This is a genomic window from Pseudonocardia spirodelae (assembly GCF_037727765.1).
GTDB lineage: Bacteria > Actinomycetota > Actinomycetes > Mycobacteriales > Pseudonocardiaceae > Pseudonocardia > Pseudonocardia spirodelae.
Window position 1 is genome coordinate 12,617 of the sequence record NZ_JBBJUP010000020.1, and the last position, 19,592, is coordinate 32,208.

The 19,592-nt window shown below is 75.9% G+C and carries 17 protein-coding genes; 7 read left to right on the forward strand and 10 right to left on the reverse strand.

Annotated elements, in window-relative coordinates; genetic code table 11:
- The first annotated feature begins 5 nt into the window (after window positions 1-5).
- On the forward strand, window positions 6-2,186 hold the full coding sequence (locus WJX68_RS21130) for a putative bifunctional diguanylate cyclase/phosphodiesterase (protein WP_340293784.1): 2,181 nt from the start codon (window positions 6-8) through the stop codon (window positions 2,184-2,186).
- Here WJX68_RS21130 and WJX68_RS21135 read toward each other — a convergent pair.
- Window positions 2,149-2,766 carry an alpha/beta hydrolase family protein gene (locus WJX68_RS21135; RefSeq protein ID WP_340293787.1) on the reverse strand — a complete coding sequence of 206 codons (618 nt, stop codon included), beginning with the start codon at window positions 2,764-2,766 and terminating at the stop codon, window positions 2,149-2,151. The two genes, WJX68_RS21130 and WJX68_RS21135, sit on opposite strands and share 38 nt — an antisense overlap.
- 10 nt (window positions 2,767-2,776) lie before the next feature.
- On the reverse strand, window positions 2,777-3,595 hold the full coding sequence (locus tag WJX68_RS21140; RefSeq protein WP_340293790.1) for an SOS response-associated peptidase: 819 nt from the start codon (window positions 3,593-3,595) through the stop codon (window positions 2,777-2,779).
- Between the two features lie 35 nt (window positions 3,596-3,630).
- Here WJX68_RS21140 and aroA point away from each other — a divergent pair, with 35 nt between their 5' ends.
- The 3 genes from aroA to WJX68_RS21155 are packed head-to-tail and all read left to right on the forward strand — an operon-like array spanning window position 3,631 to window position 6,766.
- Window positions 3,631-4,911 (forward strand): 3-phosphoshikimate 1-carboxyvinyltransferase, encoded by a 1,281-nt coding sequence (gene aroA, locus WJX68_RS21145; protein ID WP_340293793.1) that lies wholly within the window; start codon window positions 3,631-3,633, stop codon window positions 4,909-4,911.
- A 1-nt stretch (window position 4,912) separates the two neighbouring features.
- Window positions 4,913-5,932 carry a ribosome small subunit-dependent GTPase A gene (gene rsgA, locus WJX68_RS21150; RefSeq protein WP_340293796.1) on the forward strand — a complete coding sequence of 340 codons (1,020 nt, stop codon included), beginning with the start codon at window positions 4,913-4,915 and terminating at the stop codon, window positions 5,930-5,932.
- Window positions 5,933-5,935: 3 nt separating this feature from the next.
- On the forward strand, window positions 5,936-6,766 hold the full coding sequence (locus WJX68_RS21155; RefSeq protein WP_340293799.1) for a hypothetical protein: 831 nt from the start codon (window positions 5,936-5,938) through the stop codon (window positions 6,764-6,766).
- A 10-nt stretch (window positions 6,767-6,776) separates the two neighbouring features.
- Here WJX68_RS21155 and WJX68_RS21160 read toward each other — a convergent pair whose 3' ends face one another.
- Window positions 6,777-7,718, reverse strand: a complete 942-nt coding sequence (locus WJX68_RS21160) for an SMP-30/gluconolactonase/LRE family protein (RefSeq protein ID WP_340293802.1) — start codon at window positions 7,716-7,718, stop codon at window positions 6,777-6,779.
- A gap of 29 nt (window positions 7,719-7,747) precedes the next feature.
- On the opposite strand from WJX68_RS21160, the gene WJX68_RS21165 reads away from it, so the two are divergent.
- A complete protein-coding gene (locus tag WJX68_RS21165; RefSeq protein ID WP_340293805.1) occupies window positions 7,748-8,566 on the forward strand; it encodes a crotonase/enoyl-CoA hydratase family protein in 819 nt (272 codons plus the stop codon).
- A 234-nt stretch (window positions 8,567-8,800) separates the two neighbouring features.
- On the opposite strand, the gene WJX68_RS21170 is transcribed toward WJX68_RS21165, so the two are convergent.
- Genes WJX68_RS21170 through rhaI form a run of 3 tightly spaced genes read right to left on the reverse strand, consistent with a single transcriptional unit; the run spans window position 8,801 to window position 13,540 of the window.
- On the reverse strand, window positions 8,801-10,291 hold the full coding sequence (locus WJX68_RS21170) for a rhamnulokinase (protein WP_340293808.1): 1,491 nt from the start codon (window positions 10,289-10,291) through the stop codon (window positions 8,801-8,803).
- A complete protein-coding gene (locus tag WJX68_RS21175) occupies window positions 10,288-12,327 on the reverse strand; it encodes a bifunctional aldolase/short-chain dehydrogenase (protein ID WP_340293811.1) in 2,040 nt (679 codons plus the stop codon). Before WJX68_RS21175 ends, WJX68_RS21170 begins: the two co-directional genes overlap by 4 nt.
- A gap of 49 nt (window positions 12,328-12,376) precedes the next feature.
- Complete coding sequence (gene rhaI, locus WJX68_RS21180) at window positions 12,377-13,540, reverse strand: L-rhamnose isomerase (RefSeq protein WP_340293814.1); 1,164 nt, start codon at window positions 13,538-13,540, stop codon at window positions 12,377-12,379.
- Window positions 13,541-13,856: 316 nt separating this feature from the next.
- Here rhaI and WJX68_RS21185 point away from each other — a divergent pair, with 316 nt between their 5' ends.
- Both WJX68_RS21185 and WJX68_RS21190 read left to right on the forward strand, forming a co-directional pair.
- The gene (locus tag WJX68_RS21185) at window positions 13,857-15,173 is read left to right on the forward strand and encodes an MFS transporter (protein WP_340293816.1); all 1,317 of its coding nucleotides are present in this window, start codon (window positions 13,857-13,859) and stop codon (window positions 15,171-15,173) included.
- Between the two features lie 81 nt (window positions 15,174-15,254).
- Window positions 15,255-16,244 (forward strand): LacI family DNA-binding transcriptional regulator, encoded by a 990-nt coding sequence (locus WJX68_RS21190; RefSeq protein WP_340293818.1) that lies wholly within the window; start codon window positions 15,255-15,257, stop codon window positions 16,242-16,244.
- A 78-nt stretch (window positions 16,245-16,322) separates the two neighbouring features.
- Here the strand turns inward: WJX68_RS21190 and WJX68_RS21195 are convergent, their stop codons facing one another.
- The 4 genes from WJX68_RS21195 to WJX68_RS21210 form a co-directional block, all read right to left on the reverse strand.
- Window positions 16,323-17,144: an ESX secretion-associated protein EspG gene (locus WJX68_RS21195; RefSeq protein WP_340293821.1), complete on the reverse strand. Its 822-nt coding sequence runs from the start codon at window positions 17,142-17,144 to the stop codon at window positions 16,323-16,325.
- Window positions 17,141-18,517 (reverse strand): hypothetical protein, encoded by a 1,377-nt coding sequence (locus WJX68_RS21200; RefSeq protein WP_340293824.1) that lies wholly within the window; start codon window positions 18,515-18,517, stop codon window positions 17,141-17,143. The genes WJX68_RS21195 and WJX68_RS21200 overlap by 4 nt, the downstream gene beginning before the upstream one ends.
- A 4-nt stretch (window positions 18,518-18,521) precedes the next feature.
- Window positions 18,522-18,899 carry a hypothetical protein gene (locus WJX68_RS21205; protein ID WP_340293827.1) on the reverse strand — a complete coding sequence of 126 codons (378 nt, stop codon included), beginning with the start codon at window positions 18,897-18,899 and terminating at the stop codon, window positions 18,522-18,524.
- A gap of 70 nt (window positions 18,900-18,969) precedes the next feature.
- Window positions 18,970-19,563 carry a DUF3558 family protein gene (locus tag WJX68_RS21210; RefSeq protein WP_340293830.1) on the reverse strand — a complete coding sequence of 198 codons (594 nt, stop codon included), beginning with the start codon at window positions 19,561-19,563 and terminating at the stop codon, window positions 18,970-18,972.
- Window positions 19,564-19,592: the final 29 nt, after the last annotated feature.

Below are 19,592 nucleotides of genomic sequence, written 5' to 3' on the forward strand. Positions count from 1 at the left end.
GTGGCGTGGCCGACCCCGTCCCCGTCCTGCCGGGCGGGCACGACCCGGGTGCCACGGCGCTGACCGACGCCTGGGTGAGCGCGATCGCGGCCCGTGGCTTCGTCTCCGCCGCCCGCGCCGACCTGCACGCGGTGCTGTCCGGGGCGGCGTGGTGGCTCGCCGCCGTCGTCGACGGCCGGGCCGAGGTCGCGATGGCCGAGGAGGTCGGCGCCGAGCTGGTCGCCGCGCACCTCACCGACCCGGCCGCGCTGCGCTGCTCGGTCGACGTGCTGTCCGGGCACTTCGCCGACCGGCTGCGCGACCCGGACCGGCTGCGCCGCTTCACCGCCGCCACCGGCGCGCTCGCGGCCGGCTACGCCCGCGCGCTGCGCGAACGGACCCGCAACGAGCAGGAACGCATCAGCGGCGCCGCGTTCGCCGCGCGCAGCGCCGCCGAGGACGCCCGGTGGCGGTCCGAGGCCCGCTACGGGGTCGTCTTCGAGAGCTCGGTGCTCGGCATCAGCGTCGCCGACACCGACGGGCGGATCCTGGAGGCGAACCGGACGCTGACCGCGATGCTCGGCTACCGCCCCGGCGAGCTCGTGGGCCGGTCGGTGTTCGAGTTCATCCACCCCGAGGACACCCCGGAGATGTGGCCGCAGATCGAGGCCATGCTCGCCGGGCGGGTCGGGCACGTGCGGATGGAGAAGTCCTACTTCCGCGCCGACGGCACCCAGATCTGGACCGAGCTGACGGTCTCGCTGGTCCGCTCCCCCGACGGGCAGCCCCGCTACCTCGTCGCGATGGTCTCCGACGTCACCGAACGGCGGCGGCTGCAGTCGCGGCTGCGCCACCAGGCCGAGCACGACCCGCTCACCGGGCTGCCGAACCGGACCCTGTTCTTCGGCCGGCTGGAGGCGGCGCTGGCCGGGCCCTACGGCTCCCCGGCGCCCGTCGGCGTCTGCTACCTCGACCTCGACGGCTTCAAGGCCGTGAACGACACCCTCGGCCACGACTCCGGCGACCAGCTGCTGCGCACCGTCGCGCACCGGCTCGAGGGCGCGCTCGGGCCCGCCGGGCACACCGTCGCCCGGATGGGCGGCGACGAGTTCGTGGTGCTGGTGGAGCGCTGCACCGGCGTCGAGCAGCTCACCGCCGTGGCCGAGCGGGCGCTGGAGGTGGTGCGCCGCCCGGTGTCGCTGCGCGGCCGCGAGGTCGTGGTGTCCGCGAGCATCGGCATCGTCGCCCGCCCGGTGCCCACCGACGAGGGCGGCGGCGCGGCCGCCGCGCTCATGCAGGCCGCCGACACCACGATGTACTGGGCCAAGCGCGACGGCCGCGACCGCATCGCGGTGTTCGACCCCGAGCGCCACCGCAACGACGTCCACCTGTTCGAGCTGGCCGGGCGGATGCCCGGGGCGCTGGAAGGCGGCGAGTTCCACCTGGAGTACCAGCCGCTGGTCGCGCTGGGCGACGGCAGGGTCGTCGGGGTGGAGGCGCTGGCGCGCTGGCGCACCGCCGACGGCGAGCGGCTCGGCCCGGACGTGTTCATCCCGCTGGCCGAGCAGACCGGGCTGATCGTCCCGCTGGGCCTGCACCTGCTGGAGCAGGCCTGCCGCGACGCGTGCGGCTGGGTCGCCGCGGGCGCGGACCCGGCGCTGGTGCTCAGCGTGAACGTCGCGGGCCGCCAGCTGCGCCGCGAGGACGCCGTCGCCCGCATCACCGAGGTCCTGGCCCGGACGGGGTGGCCGGCGTCGTCACTGCAGCTGGAGCTGACCGAGAGCGACCTCATGTCCGCCGCGGGGCGGCCGGTGGAGGCGCTGGAGGAGCTGTCGCGGCTCGGGGTGCGGATCGCCATCGACGACTTCGGGACCGGCTACTCGAACCTGGTCTACCTGCACCGGCTGCCGGTGGACGTGCTGAAGCTGGCCGGGTCGTTCGTGACCGGGCGGGGCGTGCCGTGCCCGCGTGCGGAGGACGCGCACGACGTGGACAGCCCCGTGATCCTCGAGGCGATGATCGACCTGGCGCACACCCTGGGGCTCACCGTGGTCGCCGAGTCGGTGGAGACCGCGGGCCAGGCACGCCGGCTGCACGACCTGGGCTGCGACATCGGCCAGGGCTGGCACCTGGGCTTCCCGTCCCCCGCCGACGGCGTGACCGCGCTGCTCACCGCGCGGGTGCGGTCCCCCGGGGCAGGGCGCTGAGCCACGCGGCGACCGCCGCGCCCAGCTCGTCGTGCTGCTTCCTCAGGCCGTGGTCGCCGTCGAGCAGGACCACGCGCCGGTCCGGGCCGCCGGGCGGGACGCCGAAGCGGTCCGAGCGGCCCTGCACGACCAGCGCCGGGACGCCGGCGTCGTCGAGCTCGGGCAGCCGGGTGCGGTCCGGCCTCCCCGGCGGGTGCAGCGGGAACGCCAGGCACACGACGGCGGCGGCGCCGGTCGCGCGCGCCGTGCGGCAGGCGACCCGGGCGCCCGAGCTGCGCCCGCCGGTGACCAGCGGCCCCGCCCCGGGCGCCACCGCGGCGCAGACGGCCGTCCACGCCTCGTCGAGGTGCCCGGCCGGGGCCGGGGCCCGTCGCCCCGCGACGCGGTAGGGCTGCTCGACCAGCCCGACGTCGAACCCGGCGGCGGTCGCCGCCGCGGTCGCCGCGAGCAGGTCGGGGGCGTCGACCCCGCCCCCCGCGCCGTGCCCGAGCAGCAGCAGCCCGCGGGCGGTGCCCGCCGCGTGCCGGCGGGTCACCCGGGCCGGGCCGCGCGGGGTGTCGACCTCGTCCCGCTCGGTCACGAGGGTGTGCTCACGAGAGCAGGTCGAGCTGGATCGGCTCGACCACCTGGTCGTCCGGGATCCGCTCCAGCAGCTCGGGCCCGTTGTTGCGCACGTTGTTGACCTGCGGCGACACCGGCCGGATCTCCAGGGTCGCCACCAGCTCCGGGGTCGGCGGGACGAGCAGCCGGGACACCCGGTCCTCGTCGGGGCGTGCGTCCGGGTCGAGCCAGTCGGCCCAGTCGCCGGGGCTCAGCACCAGCGGCATCCGGTCGTGCACCTGCGCCAGCGGGCCGACCGCCCCCGTCGTCAGGACGCAGGCGGTGACCAGGCCGTCCGGGTACTTTGCGGCGAGCTCGCCGTCCTTCGGGCGCCAGAACTCCCAGATACCCGCCACGGCCAGGGTGGCGCCGTCGCCGTAGTGGGTGAAGTACGGCTGCTTGGTCGGCTTCCCGGTGCCGCCCTGGCTCGCCGGGACGGCGTCGTGGCGCTGCCACTCGTACCAGCCGTCCATCGGGAACAGGCAGCGCCGCGACGCGACCGCGCGGCGGAACGCGGGCTTCTCGGTGATCGTCTCCGAGCGGGCGTTGACCATCCGGGCGCCGGCCGAGGGGTCCTTGGCCCAGAACGGGACGAGCCCCCAGCGGACGGTGCGCAGCGAGCGCTCGGTGGTGTCCGGGTCGGGGGTGCCGTCGTCGTCGCGCGGGTGGCGCTCGACGACGACGGTGATGTCCTTGGTGGGCGCGACGTTGTAGTCCGCGCGCTGCGAGGTCTCCTCGGTCGCGTCGACGGCGTGGAACTCGTCGGCCAGGTCCGCGGGGGCCTTGGTGGAGGCGTAACGGCCGCACATGCGTCCCATCCTTCCACGTGCGGAAGGATGGAGGGGTGAGCAACTGGACCGCCCCCACGCCCGGGTCCCCGGTGACCGGCACCGTCTCGGTGCCCGGGTCGAAGTCGGTGACCAACCGTGCCCTGCTGCTCGCCGGCCTGTCCGGCGGCGACGTCCGCGTCGACGGCGCGCCGCCCACCCGTGACACGGCGCTGATGACCGGCGCCCTCGCCGCGCTCGGCGTCCCGGTCGCGACCGAGGGCGACACGGTGCGGATCGGCGCGCACGGCGGGCTGCGCGGCGGCACCCCGGAGCACCCGGCGCAGGTCGACTGCGGGCTGGCGGGCACGGTCATGCGCTTCGTCCCGCCGGCCGCCGCCACCGCGTCGGGCGCGGTCCGCTTCGACGGCGACCCGCGGGCCCGGGAGCGGCCGATGGGCACCGTGCTGGACGCGCTGCGCGACCTCGGCGCGACGGTCTCCGGTGACGCGCTGCCGTTCCTCCTCGACGGGGGCCCGGTCCGGGGCGGCACGGTCACCGTCGACGCGTCGGCGTCGTCGCAGTTCGTCTCCGGGCTGCTGCTGTCGGGGGCGCTGTTCGAGCGCGGCGTGACCGTCCACCACGACGGGAAGCCGCTGCCGTCGCTGCCGCACATCGCCATGACCGTGGAGATGCTGCGCGCCGCCGGGGTCGCGGTCGACGACGCCGAGCCGAACACCTGGCGGGTCGGGCCCGGCCCGGTCGCGGTGCGGGACTGGGCGATCGAGCCGGACCTGTCCAACGCCTCGGTGTTCCTCGCCGCGGCCGTCGTGACCGGCGGGCGGGTGACCGTGCGCGGCTGGCCGGCCGAGACCACCCAGCCCGGGGTGGACGTGCTGCCGGTGCTGGAGGCGTTCGGCGCGCGGGTGGAGACCGGGGCCGGGGGCCTGACCGTGACCGGTCCGGACCGGATCTGCGGCGTCGACGTCGACCTGCACGACGCCGGGGAGCTCGCCCCCACCGTCGCCGCGGTCGCCGCGCTCGCGTCGGGCACCTCGCGGCTGCGCGGCATCGGGCACCTGCGGGGGCACGAGACCGACCGGCTCGCCGCGCTGGCCACCGAGATCACCGCGCTCGGCGGCGCCGTCACCGAGACCGACGACGGGCTGGTCATCGAGCCGAAGCCGCTCACCGGGCGTGCGGACCGGCCGTGGGGCGCCTACGCCGACCACCGGATGGCGACCGCCGGGGCGATCATCGGGCTCGTCGTGCCCGGGGTCGAGATCGACGACGTCGGCTGCACCGACAAGACCATCCCCGACTTCCCCGGCCGGTGGGCGGCGCTGGTCGGGAACTGACATGGCCCGCGACCTGAGCAGGCTCGACGAGTCCGACGTCCGCGTCCGCCCCGGGCGGCGCGGCAGCCGTCCGCGCAGCAAGCGCCGGCCCGCGCACGCCGACGCGACCCGGGCGATGGTCACCGCCGTCGACCGCGGCCGCTGGACCTGCGCGGTCGACGCCGACCCGGACCGGCCGCAGGTGGTCGCGATGCGGGCCCGGGAGCTGGGGCGCACCCCGGTCGTCGTCGGGGACCGGGTCGACCTGGTCGGGGACCTGTCCGGGGAACCGGACACCCTGGCCCGGATCGTGCGGGTCGCCGAGCGCGACACCGTGCTGCGCCGCACCGCCGACGACACCGACCCCTACGAGCGGGTCGTCGTCGCGAACGCCGAGCGGCTCGTCGTCGTCACCGCGGTCGCCGACCCGGTCCCGCGCACCGGGTTCGTGGACCGCTGCCTGGTCGCCGCGTTCGCCGGCGGGCTGCAGCCGGTGCTGTGCCTGACCAAGTCCGACCTCGCCGACCCCGAGCCGTTCGCCGCGCAGTACCGCGAGCTCGGCGTGCCGGTGCTGGTGACCGGGCGGTCGGACTCCGGTCCGCCGGCGGGCCTGGAGGCTCTGCGCGCGGAGCTCTCCGGACGGCTGTGCGCGCTCGTCGGGCACTCCGGTGTCGGCAAGTCCACCCTGGTCAACGCGATCGTCCCGGACGCCGACCAGGCCACCGGGCGGGTCTCGGGCGTCGGCAAGGGGCGGCACACCACCACCGCGGCGCTGGCGTTCCCGCACGCCGACGGCTGGGTCGTCGACACCCCGGGGGTGCGCTCGTTCGGGCTGGCGCACGTGGGCGCGGACGACGTCGTCGCCGCGTTCGGCGACCTCGCCGACGCGATCGACGGCTGCCCGCGCGGCTGCGGGCACCTCGGGCCGCCCGCCGACCCGGAGTGCGCATTGGACGACCTGGTCGCCTCCGGCGCGCTCGCCGGAGGCAGACTCGGGGCGCTGCGCCGCATCCTGGTGGCGCTGGCGGGCGACAGGTTCTGACGGGTGGGGGCGGCGGTGCCGGTACGGCGGGCGGCGGCGGCGCTGTTGTGCGGCGTGGTGCTGGTCCCCGGCCTGTCCGGCTGCGCTTGGCCCGGCTCGTTCGGCTCGGTCCCCGATCCGCCATCGGCCGCGGCGCCGGCCCTGCCGAAGTACTACGACCCCGCCCCGCTGATCACCGACGTCCGGGCCCGCACCCGGCTCGACGGCGGCTCCACCCTGTCCGTGGCCGGCACCCTGACCCGCGGCGGCACCACCGAGCCGGTCACCGGCGACGGCGCGCTGCACGTCGACGAGGACGGGGAGGCCCCCGCCGTCCGGCTGCTGCTGCGGTCCGGCCCGCCGGGCACCGTCCCGGCCGGCACCGAGGTGATCCGGATCGGCGGGCGGACCTGGCTGCGCCCGTCCGACGGCGGCTGGGCCGAGGCCGGCCGGGTCCCGCTGGACCCCGACGACATGACGCACGCGACGCTCGCCGCGAACGTCGCCGCGGCCCTGGACCCGCTCGGCGCCCTCGCCCGCTACCCGGACGCCGTCCTGGTCGCCGACGCGGCCGACGACGCCGTCGACGGCGTCCCCGCGGTGCACTACCACCTCGTCGTCGACCTGGTGCGGGCCGTCGCGAGCGAGACCGACCCGGCGCGGCACGCGGCGCTCGCCGCCCAGCAGCGGGCCGGGGCGACCCGGCTGAGCTCGGAGATCTGGCTCGACGCCGAGCGCCGCCCGCTGCGCACCCGGGTGCGCCAGCAGCTGCCCGACGGCGGCGCGCTGGACGTGCTGGTCCGCTACGACGGCTGGGGCGCCCCGGTCACCATCGAGCCGCCCGTGCGCGGCTGACCGGCGGCGCTCACCGCCGGAACGCGAGGTCCAGGCCGTCGACGGGCCAGGTGCAGCGGTAGAGGCGCCCCCACCCCGACGAGGTGACCCACGCGTCGCGCGAGCCGGCACCGGCGAAGCAGATGTTGGTGACGTGCGGGTCGTGCTCGGGCGGGGCGACGGTGCCGAGCAGCTCACCCGCCGGGGACAGCACGCTGACCTCGCCGCTGACCAGGGTCGCGACGCAGACGTTGCCGTCGCCGTCGACGGCGAGCGAGTCGAGGTTGCGGTAGCCGGGGAAGCCGTGCAGCAGCCGGGCGTCGCCGGGGCCGGGCGGGCCGGGCAGCTCCGGCGGCGCGGCGAGCGTGCCGGGCCCGGTCACCGCCCAGCACCAGACGCGGCCGGTGGCGGTCTCGGCGACGTAGAGGCGCGAGCCGTCCGGGGACAGCCCCACCCCGTTCGGGGTGATCAGCGGGTGCACGACCTCGGTGAGCCCGGAGCCGTCCGGTCGGGCGAAGTACAGCCCACCGAGGTCGAGCTCGCGGGGGCGGCGCTTGCCGAGGTCGGTGAACCAGAAGCCGCCGCCGGCCTCGAAGACGATGTCGTTGGGACCGCGCAGACCGTCGTACAGCACGCGGGACGCGCCGGTGCCCGGGTCGACACGCAGGATCGCCCCGCCGCGGTAGTCCGGCGGCTGGTTGCCGGGGAACACGGTGCCGTCGGGCCGGGTGTGCCAGGTGAAGCCGCCGTTGTCGCAGACGTAGACGGCGCCGTCCGGGCCGATCGCCGCGCCGTTGGGACCGCCGCCGGTCTCCGCGACGGGCACGTGCGTCCCGTCGGGCAGCACCCGGGTCAGGCGCCCGGCCGCGATCTCGACGACGAGCACCGACCCGTCGGACAGCGCCACCGGGCCCTCCGGGAACGCGAGCCCTCGGGTCACCTCGTGCAGCTGCGGCGCGACGAACACCGTCACGGCCCCCTCCCCGGGTTACGGTCACCCCCGTGAACGAGGCACGGGTGCGGACCACGGTCGACGACGGCGTCGCGGAGGTGCGGCTGACCCGTCCGGACAGGCGCAACGCCCTCGACGTCGCCATGTTCTCCGCGATCGTGCACGCCGCGCACGCTCTGCGCGACCGCGCCGACGTCCGCGCGGTGGTGCTCTCCGGCGAGGGTCCGGACTTCTGCGCCGGGCTGGACCGGGACATGTTCCGCGCGATGCGCTCCGGCGAGCGGCTCTCCGCCACCGCCGACCTGCCGCCGCTGCCCGACGGGTCGCCGGCCCGGGCCACCGGGCAGCGCGCGGTGTACGGCTGGGTGGAGCTGCCGGTCCCGGTGATCGCCGCGGTGCAGGGGCACGCGCTCGGGGGCGGGCTGCAGATCGCGCTGGGCGCGGACCTGCGGATCGTCGCCCCGGACGCGACCCTGTCCGTGCTGGAGGTCCACTGGGGGCTGGTGCCGGACATGTGCGGCACGGTGCTGCTGCCGGAGCTGGTGGGCCGTGACGTGGCGAAGGACCTCACCTTCACCGGGCGCCGGGTGTCGGGCACCGAGGCGGTCGCGCTCGGGCTGGCGACGCGCGTCGACGACGACCCGCGCGCCGCGGCCCTCGCCACGGCCAGGGAGATCGCCGGTCTGAGTCCGCACGCCGTCCGGGCGGCGACGCGGCTGCTGGGCACGACCCGCCCGCCCGCCGAGCAGCTCGCCGCGGAACAGGCCGAGATCGGCGCCCTCGTCGGCAGCCCGAACCAGCGCGAGGCCGTGACCGCGCGGCTCGAGGGCCGTCCGCCGGTGTTCGCCGCCGGCGAGCCCCACTCGTGACGACGACGCCGCCGCCCCGGCCGGGGACCCTCGGTCGCCGGAGGTCGTCATGGCACCACCCGGCGGTCCCGACGGCGAGTGGCTCGACCTCGTCGCCGACCTGCTGCAGGCCCCGGTCGTCCACCGGCCCGACGACCGGGTCGGCGCGGTCGGCGGTCCTGAACCGCACGCCACGGCCGAGGGCCACCGCCGAGGCGGTCGCCGCCCGCCGCGCGCCGCGCCGCGCGGTGGCGGTCAGCGGGCGGCGAGCCGCTCCCGTGCGCGGCCGGCCGCACGGGCCCGGCCCGGATCGGGTCGGTGGGTCCGCACCGGCTGGGTGTCCCGGACCAGGGCCCGCAGCGCGCCCGGGCCGGCGCCGGTGAGCCCGGCCGCGCGGGCCTGCACCAGCGCGTTGCCGAGCGCGGCCGCCTCCACCGGCCCGGCGACGACCGGGCGTTCGCAGGCGTCGGCGGCGAGGTCGCAGAGCAGCGTGTTGCGTGCGCCGCCGCCGACCAGGTGCACGACCGGCACGGAGCGCCCGGACAGCTCGGCGGCCCGGTCGACGGCCGAGCGGTAGGCCAGCGCGAGGCTGTCCAGCACGCACCGCACGACGGCGGCCCGGTCCCCGGGGACCGGCTCACCGCGCTCGCGGCAGGCCGCGGCGATCCGGGCGGGCATGTCGCCGGGCTCGAGGAACCGCGGGTCCCCCGCGTCGACGACGGCGGCGAACGCCGGCCGCCGTGCCGCCGCGGCCAGCAGCGCCCCGAGATCGGGCGGGATGCCGCCGTCGGCCTCGGTCCAGGTGCGCAGCGACTCCTGCAGCAGCCACAGACCCATCACGTTGCGCAGGAACCGCACCGTCGAGTCCACGCCCAGCTCGTTGGTGAAACCGGCGGCACGGGCCTCGTCGGTGAGCACCGGCTCGTCCAGCTCCACCCCGACCAGCGACCAGGTGCCGCAGGAGACGTAGGCGAAGTCGTCGCCGGCCGCGGGGACGCCGAGCACGGCCGACGCGGTGTCGTGCGAGCCGACGGCGCCGACCGGCACCGGGCCGGCGAGGCCGGTGGCCTGGAGCACCTCGGGCAGCAGCTCCCCGATCCGGTCGCCCGGCTCGACCAGCGACGGCAGCAGCGACGGGTCGAGCCCGAGCCGGCCGGCGAGCTCGCCCGCCCACCGCCGCGTCCGCACGTCGAGCAGGCCGGTGGTGGAGGCGTTGGTGATCTCGGCGCCGACGGCGCCGGTGAGCCAGTGCGCGACCAGGTCGGGCACCAGCAGCACCCGGTGCGCCGCGTCCAGCGCGGCCGACCCCCGCCGGGCGGCGAGCTGGAACACCGTGGTGAACGGCAGGTGCTGCAGACCGTTGACCGCGTACAGCTCGTCCGGCCCGACGACGGCGTGCACCGCGTCGACACCGGCCCGGTGCGACGGGTCGCGGTAGTGCACCGGGTTGCCGAGCAGCGCGCCGTCGCGGTCGAGCAGCCCGACGTCGACCGCCCAGCCGTCGACGCCGACGCCGTCGAGCCGCCCGGCGGTGCGGCCCGCCGCCCGTAGCCCGTCGAGGACCCCCCGGTACAGGTCGAGGACGTCCCAGTGCAGGGTGCCGCGCACGCGTACCGGCCGGTTGGCGAACCGGTGGGCCTCGGTCAGCTCGAGCGTCCCCGGCCCGACGCGGGCGGTCATGACCCGACCGCTGGACGCGCCCAGGTCGACCGCGGCGAAGGTCGCGGTACCGGTCGGGACGCTCACCGCAGGAAGGCCGCGGCGACGCCGGAGTCGACCGGCACGTGCAGCCCGGTGGTGCGGGTCAGGTCACCGCCCGTCAGCGCGAACACCGCGTCCGCGACGTGCGACGGCAGGACCTCGCGCTTGAGGATGGTGCGCTGCGCGTAGTACTCGCCGAGCTCGGACTCCTCGACGCCGTAGACGGCGGCGCGCTGCGCGCCCCAGCCGCCGGCGAAGATCCCGGAGCCGCGCACGACGCCGTCGGGGTTGATGCCGTTGACCCGGATCCCGTGGCCCCCGAGCTCGGCGGCCAGCAGCCGGACCTGGTGGGCCTGGTCGGCCTTCGTGGCGCCGTAGGCCACGTTGTTCGGGCCCGCGAACACGGAGTTCTTGGACGAGATGTACACGATGTCTCCGCCGAGCCCCTGCTCGACCATGATGCGGGCGGCCTCCCGGGAGACCAGGAACGACCCCTTGGCCATCACGTCGTGCTGCAGGTCCCAGTCGGCCTCGGTGGTCTCCAGCAGCGGCTTGGAGATCGACAGCCCGGCGTTGTTGACGACCAGGTCGACCCCGCCGAAGGCCAGCGCCGCCTGCGCGAACGCGGCGGCGACCCCGTCGGCCGACGACACGTCGGCGGCCACCCCGACCGCGACGTCGGTGCCACCCAGCTCGGCCGCGGCCTCCGTGGCCCTGGGCAGGTCGAGGTCGGCGACGACGACGCAGGCGCCCTCGGCCGCCAGCCGCGCGGCGACGGCCTTCCCGATCCCGGAGGCCGCGCCGGTCACCAGCGCGACCCGGGACGCGAGCGGCTTCGGCGCGGGCATCCGGGCCAGCTTGGCCTCCTCCAGCGCCCAGTACTCGATGCGGAACTTCTCGGACTCGTCGATCGGGGCGTAGGTGGAGACGGCCTCGGCGCCGCGCATCACGTTGATCGCGTTGACGTAGAACTCACCGGCGACGCGCGCGGTCTGCTTGTCCGTGCCGAAGGAGAACATCCCGACGCCGGGGACCAGCACGATCGCGGGGTCGGCGCCGCGCATCGCGGGCGTGCCGGGTTCGGCGTGGCGCTCGTAGTAGGCGCGGTAGTCCTCGCGGTAGGCCGCGTGCAGCTCGCGCAGCCGGGCCACGGTCCGATCGACGGTCGCCGTCGCCGGCAGGTCCACGACCAGCGGCCTCACCTTGGTGCGCAGGAAGTGGTCCGGACACGAGGTGCCCAGCTCGGCCAGCGGGGCGAGCTTCTCGCGGGACAGGAAGTCCAGCACCGGGCCGGAGTCGGTGAGGTGCCCGACCTGCGGGCGGTCGGTGGAGGCCAGGCCGCGGACGACGGGGGCGAGCGCGGCGGCCTTCGCGCGGCGCTGCGCCTCGGGCAGCGGCTCGTACCCGGGACGCACCGGGCCGAAGGGCTCCGGCGCGCCCCGGGAGTCCAGGTAGCGCTGCGCGGTGCGGATGATCTCCAGCGAGTGCGCCTCGCACGTCTCGGCGTCGGCGCCCCAGGCCGTGATGCCGTGTCCGCCGAGGACCACGCCGATCGCCTGCGGGTTCGCCTCGGCGACGGCGGCGATGTCGAGCCCGAGCTGGAACCCGGGACGGCGCCACGGCACCCAGAGCACGCGGTCGCCGAAGATCTCCTCGGTGAGCGCCTCGCCGTCGGCGGCGCAGGCGATCGCGATGCCGGCGTCGGGGTGCAGGTGGTCGACGTGCGGCGCGGCGACGAGGCCGTGCATCGCGGTGTCGATCGACGGCGCCGCGCCGCCGCGGCCGTGCAGGCAGTAGTCGAACGCGGCGACCATCTCGTCCTCGCGCTCGACGCCGGGGTAGACCTCGACGAGCGAGCGGAGCCGGTCCAGGCGCAGCGCGGCCAGGCCCTGCTCGGTCAGCGTGCCCAGATCACCGCCGGAACCCTTGACCCAGACCAGCTCGACGTCCCCGCCGGTGACCGGGTCGGTGGCGGTGCCCTTGGCGGAGGTGTTGCCGCCGGCGTAGTTGGTGGTGCGCGGGTCGGCGCCCAGGCGGCGCGAGCGGGCGATCAGGTCGGCGACGACGGGGTGGGTGCTCATGGTCTCCTCGGTCGGTCTCGGATGTCCGGAGGTGGGGCGTCGCCGGCCGTCAGGCGCCCCAGGACGCCTGCTCGCCGCCGACGCGCGTCGCGGCGAGGTGCTGGTCGTGGCCGGACGCGCGGTAGGCGGCGAACGGGTCGGCGGCCAGGCCCCGCGCCTCGCGGAACTCGGCCAGCAGGGGACGGACGTCGGTGGCGTAGGCGTCGACGAGCACCTGGTGCGCGCCGAGGACGTCCCCGGCGGTCTGCGCCCGGCGCAGCGCGGCGCGATCGACGAGCAGCGCCCTGGCGGTGGCCTCCTGCACGTTGAGCACCGAGCGGATCTGGCCCTGGATCTTCGGCTCGATGTTGTGGCACTGGTCGAGCATGAAGTTCACGCCGGCGCCGGTGAGGGCGCCGTTGCCGACGATCTCGTTCATGATCCGGAACAGCTGGAACGGGTCGGCGGCGCCGACGATCAGGTCGTCGTCGGCGTAGTTGCGGGAGTTGAAGTCGAAGGCGCCCAGCCGCCCGGCGCGCAGCAGCTGCACCACGATGAACTCGATGTTGGTGTTCGGCGCGTGGTGGCCGGTGTCGAGCACGACGTGGGCACGGTCGCCCAGCGCGAGGCAGTGCAGTAGCGACGTGCCCCAGTCCGGGACGTCGGTGGCGTAGAAGTACGGCTCGAAGAACTTGTACTCCAGCAGCAGCCGCATGTGCGGGTCGAGCAGCGCGTAGATCTCGGACAGCGACTCGGCGAGGCGGTCCTGGCGGGCCCGGATGTCGTCCTGCCCGGCGTAGTTGGTGCCGTCGGGCAGCCAGAGCTTGAGGTCGGTCGAGCCGGTGGCCCGCATGACCTCGACGCACTCCGCGTGGTGGGCGATCGCCTTCCTGCGCACCAGCGGGTCGGGGTGGGTGAGCGAGCCGAGGCGGTAGTCGTCGTCCTGGAACAGGTTCGAGTTGACCGCGCCGATCGCCACCCCCTCGTCGGCGGCGTGTGCGGAGAGCGCGGCGTAGTCGTCGACCCGGTCCCACGGGACGTGCAGCGACACGCGGGGCGCGAGGCCCGTGTACCGGTGCACGGTCGCGGCGTCGGCCACCTTCTCGTAGGGCGTGCGGGCGGTACCCGGCTGCCCGAAGACCTTGAACCGGGTGCCGGAGTTCCCGAACGCCCAGCTCGGCAGCTCGATCGCCTGCGCGGCCAGCGCGGACAGGACCGTCTCGGACGGCGTCATCGGTGATCACTCCGTGTTCTCGGCTCGACCGCCACCGCAGGGCAGTCGATTGAAACGAATCAAATTTCTCGCGCCGACCGTACGGTCACGCCCGCCGGACGGTCAATCCCCCGCAACGCCGCCAAGATCGTCGAGCTCCGCCATCGACACTTGCTCCCTTGCCTCGGATCGATGTGCCGTGCCACACTCCGCCGGCGCCATTGGTGAAACGGTTCATTTCTCCGCCAACACCGCCGGGGACGAAGCCCGTCTCACCGAGTACGTCCACCCGGACCGAGAGCCGACCCACCTTCCGACCCCTGAGAGGGCTGCGACGATGCGAATCGGAAGCACGAACACCACCGGTTGGAAGGCGACGGCCGCCGTCGCCATGTCCAACTACATCGAGGCCGGAGCGATCATCGCCATCGCCACCAGCCTGTCGCTCTGGCAGGACGCCTTCGGCATCGACGACCTCGCCGTCGGTCTGCTCGCCGCGTTCAGCGCCAACGCCTTCGGCGCGGCGATCGGCGCCGCGATCGGCGGGCCGCTCTGCGACCGCTACGGCCGCAAGTTCATCTACACCTACGACCTCGTGGTGTTCATGGTCGGCGTGCTGGTCGCGACGTTCGCGGTCAGCTTCCCGATGCTGCTCGCCGCGTTCCTCGTCACCGGGATCGCGGTCGGCGCCGGTGTCCCCGCGTCGTGGACCTACATCGCCGAACAGGCGCCGGCGCGCGACCGGGCCCGCCACGTCGGTGCCGCCCAGCTCGCCTGGTCGGCGGGCCCGGTGGTCGGGTTCCTGTTGGCCGTCGTCCTCACCGCGCCGCTCGGCCTGCTCGGGGCCCGGCTGGTGTTCCTCCACCTGTTCGTCGTCGCAGCCGTCGTGTGGTGGATCCGTCGCGGGCTCTCGGAGTCGCGGATGTGGCAGGAGGACCGGGGCTCCGGTACCGCCGGCGGCGGTACCGGGCTGCGGGCGCTGTTCCGCGGGCGGGCCAACGTCACCGCCCTGCTCGTCCTGTTCGGCATCTACGGGTTCTGGAACCTCGTCGCCGGACAGATGGGCATCTTCATGCCGCGGGTCTACGCGACCTCCGGCGTCACCAGCGAGGTCGAGCAGAACCTGCTGCAGGCGCTGCTGTGGACCTGCACCGTGCTCGCGACCTACTTCGGGTTCATGCGCTACGGCGACCGGATGAGCCGCCGCGCGCTCTACGTGATCGGTGCCGCGCTCGGCATCCTCGCCTGGGTCGTCCTGGTCTTCGCGGAGGCGGACCTGCCACTGCTGCTGCTGTTCGCGGTCTGCTGGGGCGTGTCCGCCGGGATCGGCGCCCAGGCGTTCTACGCACTGTGGACCAGCGAGCTGTTCGCCACGCGGTACCGGGCGAGCGCGCAGGGCGTGCTCTTCTTCGCCGTCCGCTCCGCCATCGGCGTCCTGAGCTACTGGTTCCCGACCCTGCTCGCCAGCCGGGGCGTCGCCGCGGTCGGCCTGCTGATGATCGCCTTCCTGGTGGTCGCGCTGGTGGTCGGCGCGGTCTTCGCGCCGGACACCCGCGGCAAGACCCTGGAGCAGATCGAGGTCGAGCGCCACGGCGGCGTCGTGTCCCCGCGGGCCGCCCACACCCCCGCACCGGGCGCGTCGACGGCCGGCTGACGTGTCCGCCCCGACGGGCGCGGGGTGTCCTGCGCGGCGGCTACCGTGGACCGGTACCCCAGCTCGACCGGAGGGCGGTCCGTGGCCAGCATCAAGGACGTCGCGCGGCTCGCCGGTGTCTCGCTCGGCACCGTCAGCAACGTCCTCAACCGCCCCGAGCGTGTCGGCGCCGAGCGCCGCGCCCGGGTCGAGCGGGCCATCGAGGAGCTGGGCTTCGTCCGCAGCGAGCCCGCCCGCCAGCTGCGCGCCGGGATGAGCCGCACCGTCGCCGTCGTCGTCCTCGACGTCACCAACCCGTTCTTCGGTCAGATCGTCGAGGGCGCGGAGGAGGTCGCCGAGGAGCACGACGCGCAGGTCGTGGTCTGCAACAGCGCAGGCGACCCGGCGCGCGAGGCCCGCCACCTCGACCGGCTCCTGCAGCAGCAGGTCGCGGGCATCCTGCTCTCCCCGGTGCACGAGGTCGCGAGCGCGGCCCAGCTCGCGTCGCGCCGGTCCCGTCCGCCGGTGGTGTTCGTCGACCGGGTGCCGGCCGGGCCCGGCTTCGCCTCCGTCGCCGTCGACGACGTCCGTGGCGGTGGCCTGGTCGGCGAGCTGCTCAGCGACACCGGGCACGAGCGCGTCGCCTTCGCCGGCGGGCCGACCGGCCTGCGCCAGGTCGTCGACCGGCTGCACGGGCTGCGCTCGGGGTTCCGCGGCCGGGAGCCGGTGCACGTCGTCGACGTCGACGAGCTCACCATCCGGGCCGGTGCGACCGTGCTCGACGAGCTGGCGGCCCTGCCCGCCACGACCCGGCCCACCGCGGTGTTCTGCGCGAACGACCTGCTCGCGATCGGTGTGCTCAACGCCTGCGTGCGGCGCGGCGTCGACGTGCCGGGCGAGCTGTCCGTCGTCGGCTACGACGACATCTCCTTCGCCGAGACCGCGAGCGTCGCCCTGACGACGGTCGCCCAGCCCGCCCGGCGGCTCGGCACCGAGGCGGCCAGGCTCCTGCTCGACGGCGAGCAGCGCAGCGTGGTGTTCTCCCCGGAGCTCGTGGTGCGTGCGTCCACCCGCGCCGGACCGGGCACCTGAGCGACGGCGCGGGCCTCCGGGCACGGAGTGCGCGATCGCGTTCCGCGGACAGGGGTCGACGGCGCCGGCCCCTCCGCGTCAGCGGGCGCCGGGCGCCCGGAGCTCCACGGCCCGACCGACCTCGTCGGCGAGGCCCTCCAGCTCGGCGACCAGACCCGCCGCGTCCGCGGGCCCCGCCCGCACGACCGCATCGGCCGACGGCTCGCCGCCGAGGCGGTCCGGCGTCGTCCGGATCTGGCGGTAGTGACCGTGCGGCGTGGCCTGTACCAGCAGGAACGCCCGGGGACGCGGCGAACCGGGAGCACCGCCGGCGCCCAGCTCGGCCAGCGCGTAGACCTCCGCCATCCGCTCCAGCAGGGCCACCTCCGCGGCGGTGGCACCGCGCCGCAGCAGCTCCGGTCGCAGGCGGTCCCGGTCCTGCGCGCAGGCCCGCCCGACCTCGACCAGCGCCCGCATCGGCAACCGGACCTGCGGGCCGGGACCGGACCGGATCGGGCCGAGCAGCTCCACCAGCACCGCGGCGGCGCGGTCCACCGCGACGGGCGCGACGGCGACGTGGTCGTCGCTGCGGACCGCCAGCACGGCGCGACGGCCCCGCAGCCCGACCACCGCGCGCAGCGGGTACGGCTCGGCCACGTGCAGCTCGCGGGTCCGGTCCGGGCGCGCGACCGTGTCCAGGTCGGTCGCCAGCCCCGCGTCGACACCGCCCGGTCCGGCCAGGCCGCGGGCGACGAGCACGGCCAGGGTGTCGCGCACGACCTGCGCACGCTCGCGTTCGGTCCGGCCGGGGCCGGTCAGCTCCAGGACCGCGGGCCGGGGCAGGTCGAGCAGGTCGCAGGCGACGTCGAACTCGGTGGTGCTCAGCACCGTCGCGCCGCGCAGCTCCCGGACCCCGCTCATCGGCGCTCCGTCTCCTCGGGGGCCAGCACCGCGTCCACGGCCGCCGCGCCCACGTCGAACAGGGAGTCCGACGCGACGACGTAGCGGTTGCGGTGCTCCGGCCGGTCCCCACCGCCCGCCCCGGTCGCCACGGGTCCGTGGCCCGGCAGGGCCGTGCCGCGTTCCGCGGAACGCGGTCCGGCGGTCTCCGGGTGCCCGCTCCCGCGGCCGGGGGCGGCGGTCCCGTTCCCGGTGCCGGGCTGCGGGGGCGTGCCGCCGGACCCCCACGGAACCGTCCCGCCGCCGGACCCCCACGGAACCGTCCCGCCGCCGGTCCCCCACGGGACCGACCGGGCGCCGGTGCCCCGCGGGGTCGCGGGGCCGGCGGCCTGACCGGGCGGCGGCCACGGGGCCGGGCCGGCGACGGGCTCGGGTGGCGGCGGGATCCGGTTCCGGGCCAGGGAGTCGTCGAAGGCCGTCGTCCGGTCGGGCACCGTGGGAGCCGGACGGCCGTCCGGCGCCGGTCCGGTGTCGGCGGGCCGGGTCGTGACATCCGGACGGTTCCGGGGGTCGGTTGTGCCGTCCCCGGTGGAGCTACCGATCCCCGGGCCCCGGGCGGTCCCGACGCCGTCGCCGACGCCGCCGTCCGTGGTGCCGCCGGTCGTCGTGCGGTCGTCCGTCGGGGGGTCGTCCGTCCCCGACCGGCCCGCGCCGCCCGTCGCTCCGCCACCGGCGCCGTCGCCCGATCCGGGGTATCGACCGCCGGCCCCGGGGGCCGCCCCGACTCCCGCGGGTCCGGGTGCGCCCGGACCCGCGCCACCGCCGTGCCCGCCGACGGGGTCCGCAGGCCCGGCGGCACCCGGCGTGGGCACCACGAACGCGTTCGCCGCCTGCCAGGTCGTGATGTTGTGCGCGCGCAGCGCATGGTCGGCCCGCTCCGAGTTCGCGGCGTTGGCCTCGGAGTAGGACAGGCGGCTGTCGAGCACCCCGAACGCGGCCTGCCACCAGTCGTTCCTGCTCCATCCCAGCCAGCCGCCCCGCGCCGGGTCGTCGTACACGACCCGGCCCCGCATCTCGGTGAACGACTGCGAGTACGCGGCCAGGCTGTCGCCCCCGCCCGTCGCGGACGCCGACGCCGTCGAGAGCCCGGACGCGGTGGCGTCCGAACGCTGCCGAGCCGCGTCCGACGCGGGGCCGCTCCACTCGACGCCCAGCTTGCGGATGCCCTCCCGCGTCCGGTCCGACGCGGACGACGAGACGTGGGCCAGGGTCGTCAGCAGGTCGCCGGTGGGATCGACGACGGCGGCACCGGGCGCGTCGGCGAGCCAGGCCGCCTTCTCCTGGATCGGGAACGCCTCGAACCTGTACTCCCGGAACGGGACGGCGCCGGTCACCGGGTCACCGCGTCACGGGCGGCGGGGCGAGGTGCGGGTAGGCCCGCCGGAACGAGTCCGCGATCTCGGCCTCGGCGTGGCCGTACTCCCGCGCGGCCTCGGCGAGCCGCTCGCTCACCTCCCGCAGCTCATCTCGCTCGGTCTTGTACATCGCAACGATCGCATTCACCCGGGTCTGGAAGTCGGGGGTGTAGTCATGCGAGATCGGGTCGTGGCCAGGCTGCCCGAGCGTGAATGCCAGCCTGGACTCCTCCAGCGCATCCGCCATCTCCGTGTACTGAGCGAGGTAGAGACGATGCAGCTGCAGCACGTTCGCGGCGCTCACCTGGAGCATCAGACCGTCCGACGCGGTGCGGCGCGGCTCGTGCGCAGAGGTCGTCACGGCCGCGACGGTAGGCATCTCCGACGGCGCACGGGCGAGTTCCGGGCGCAGTCGTTCGCGATCGGGAAGCTCAACGCCGAAGGTTGTCGAGTACCTCGCCCGCGAAGTCCGAGGCCAGTACACAGACGTTGTCCACAGCGGCCGGGTCGCTGCCGTCGCGCTGGTCCCCGCTGCCGGCCACCTGGACGCGGACCGTCTGCGTGTCGTTCACGTCGACGGGCAGCTGGCAGAACGGGTCCGTTCCTGCGGCGTTGTGGGCCGCGTCCGGTTCGCGGACCGCGCCGTAGCCGTCGACGATCACCAAGCGCGACTCCCCCGGGACCCAGGCCGTGACCGCGGAGGCCTCGACGATCTGGACCGTCCAGCTGATGCCGGTGCTCTCACTGCGCCACAGGCACCCCGGTGACGGCTTGCCACCGACCTGGGCCACCTTGGCCCGCTCCCGGTCGATGCTCCGCGCCGCCTTCTGCTCCGCCGTCAACGTCGCACACAGATCCACACCCGACAGATCCAACGCCACCGGACGCACCGGGAAGGGACCCACCGGACCGGCCGGCACCTCCCCCACCGACCCGCACCCGGCCGGAACCAGCACCGCGAGCAGACACATCACGACCGCACCACGACGACCGACCACCACCGTGACCCTCCGAACGCCGAGCACGCGAGCGACGCCCGGGCTGACGACCCGCC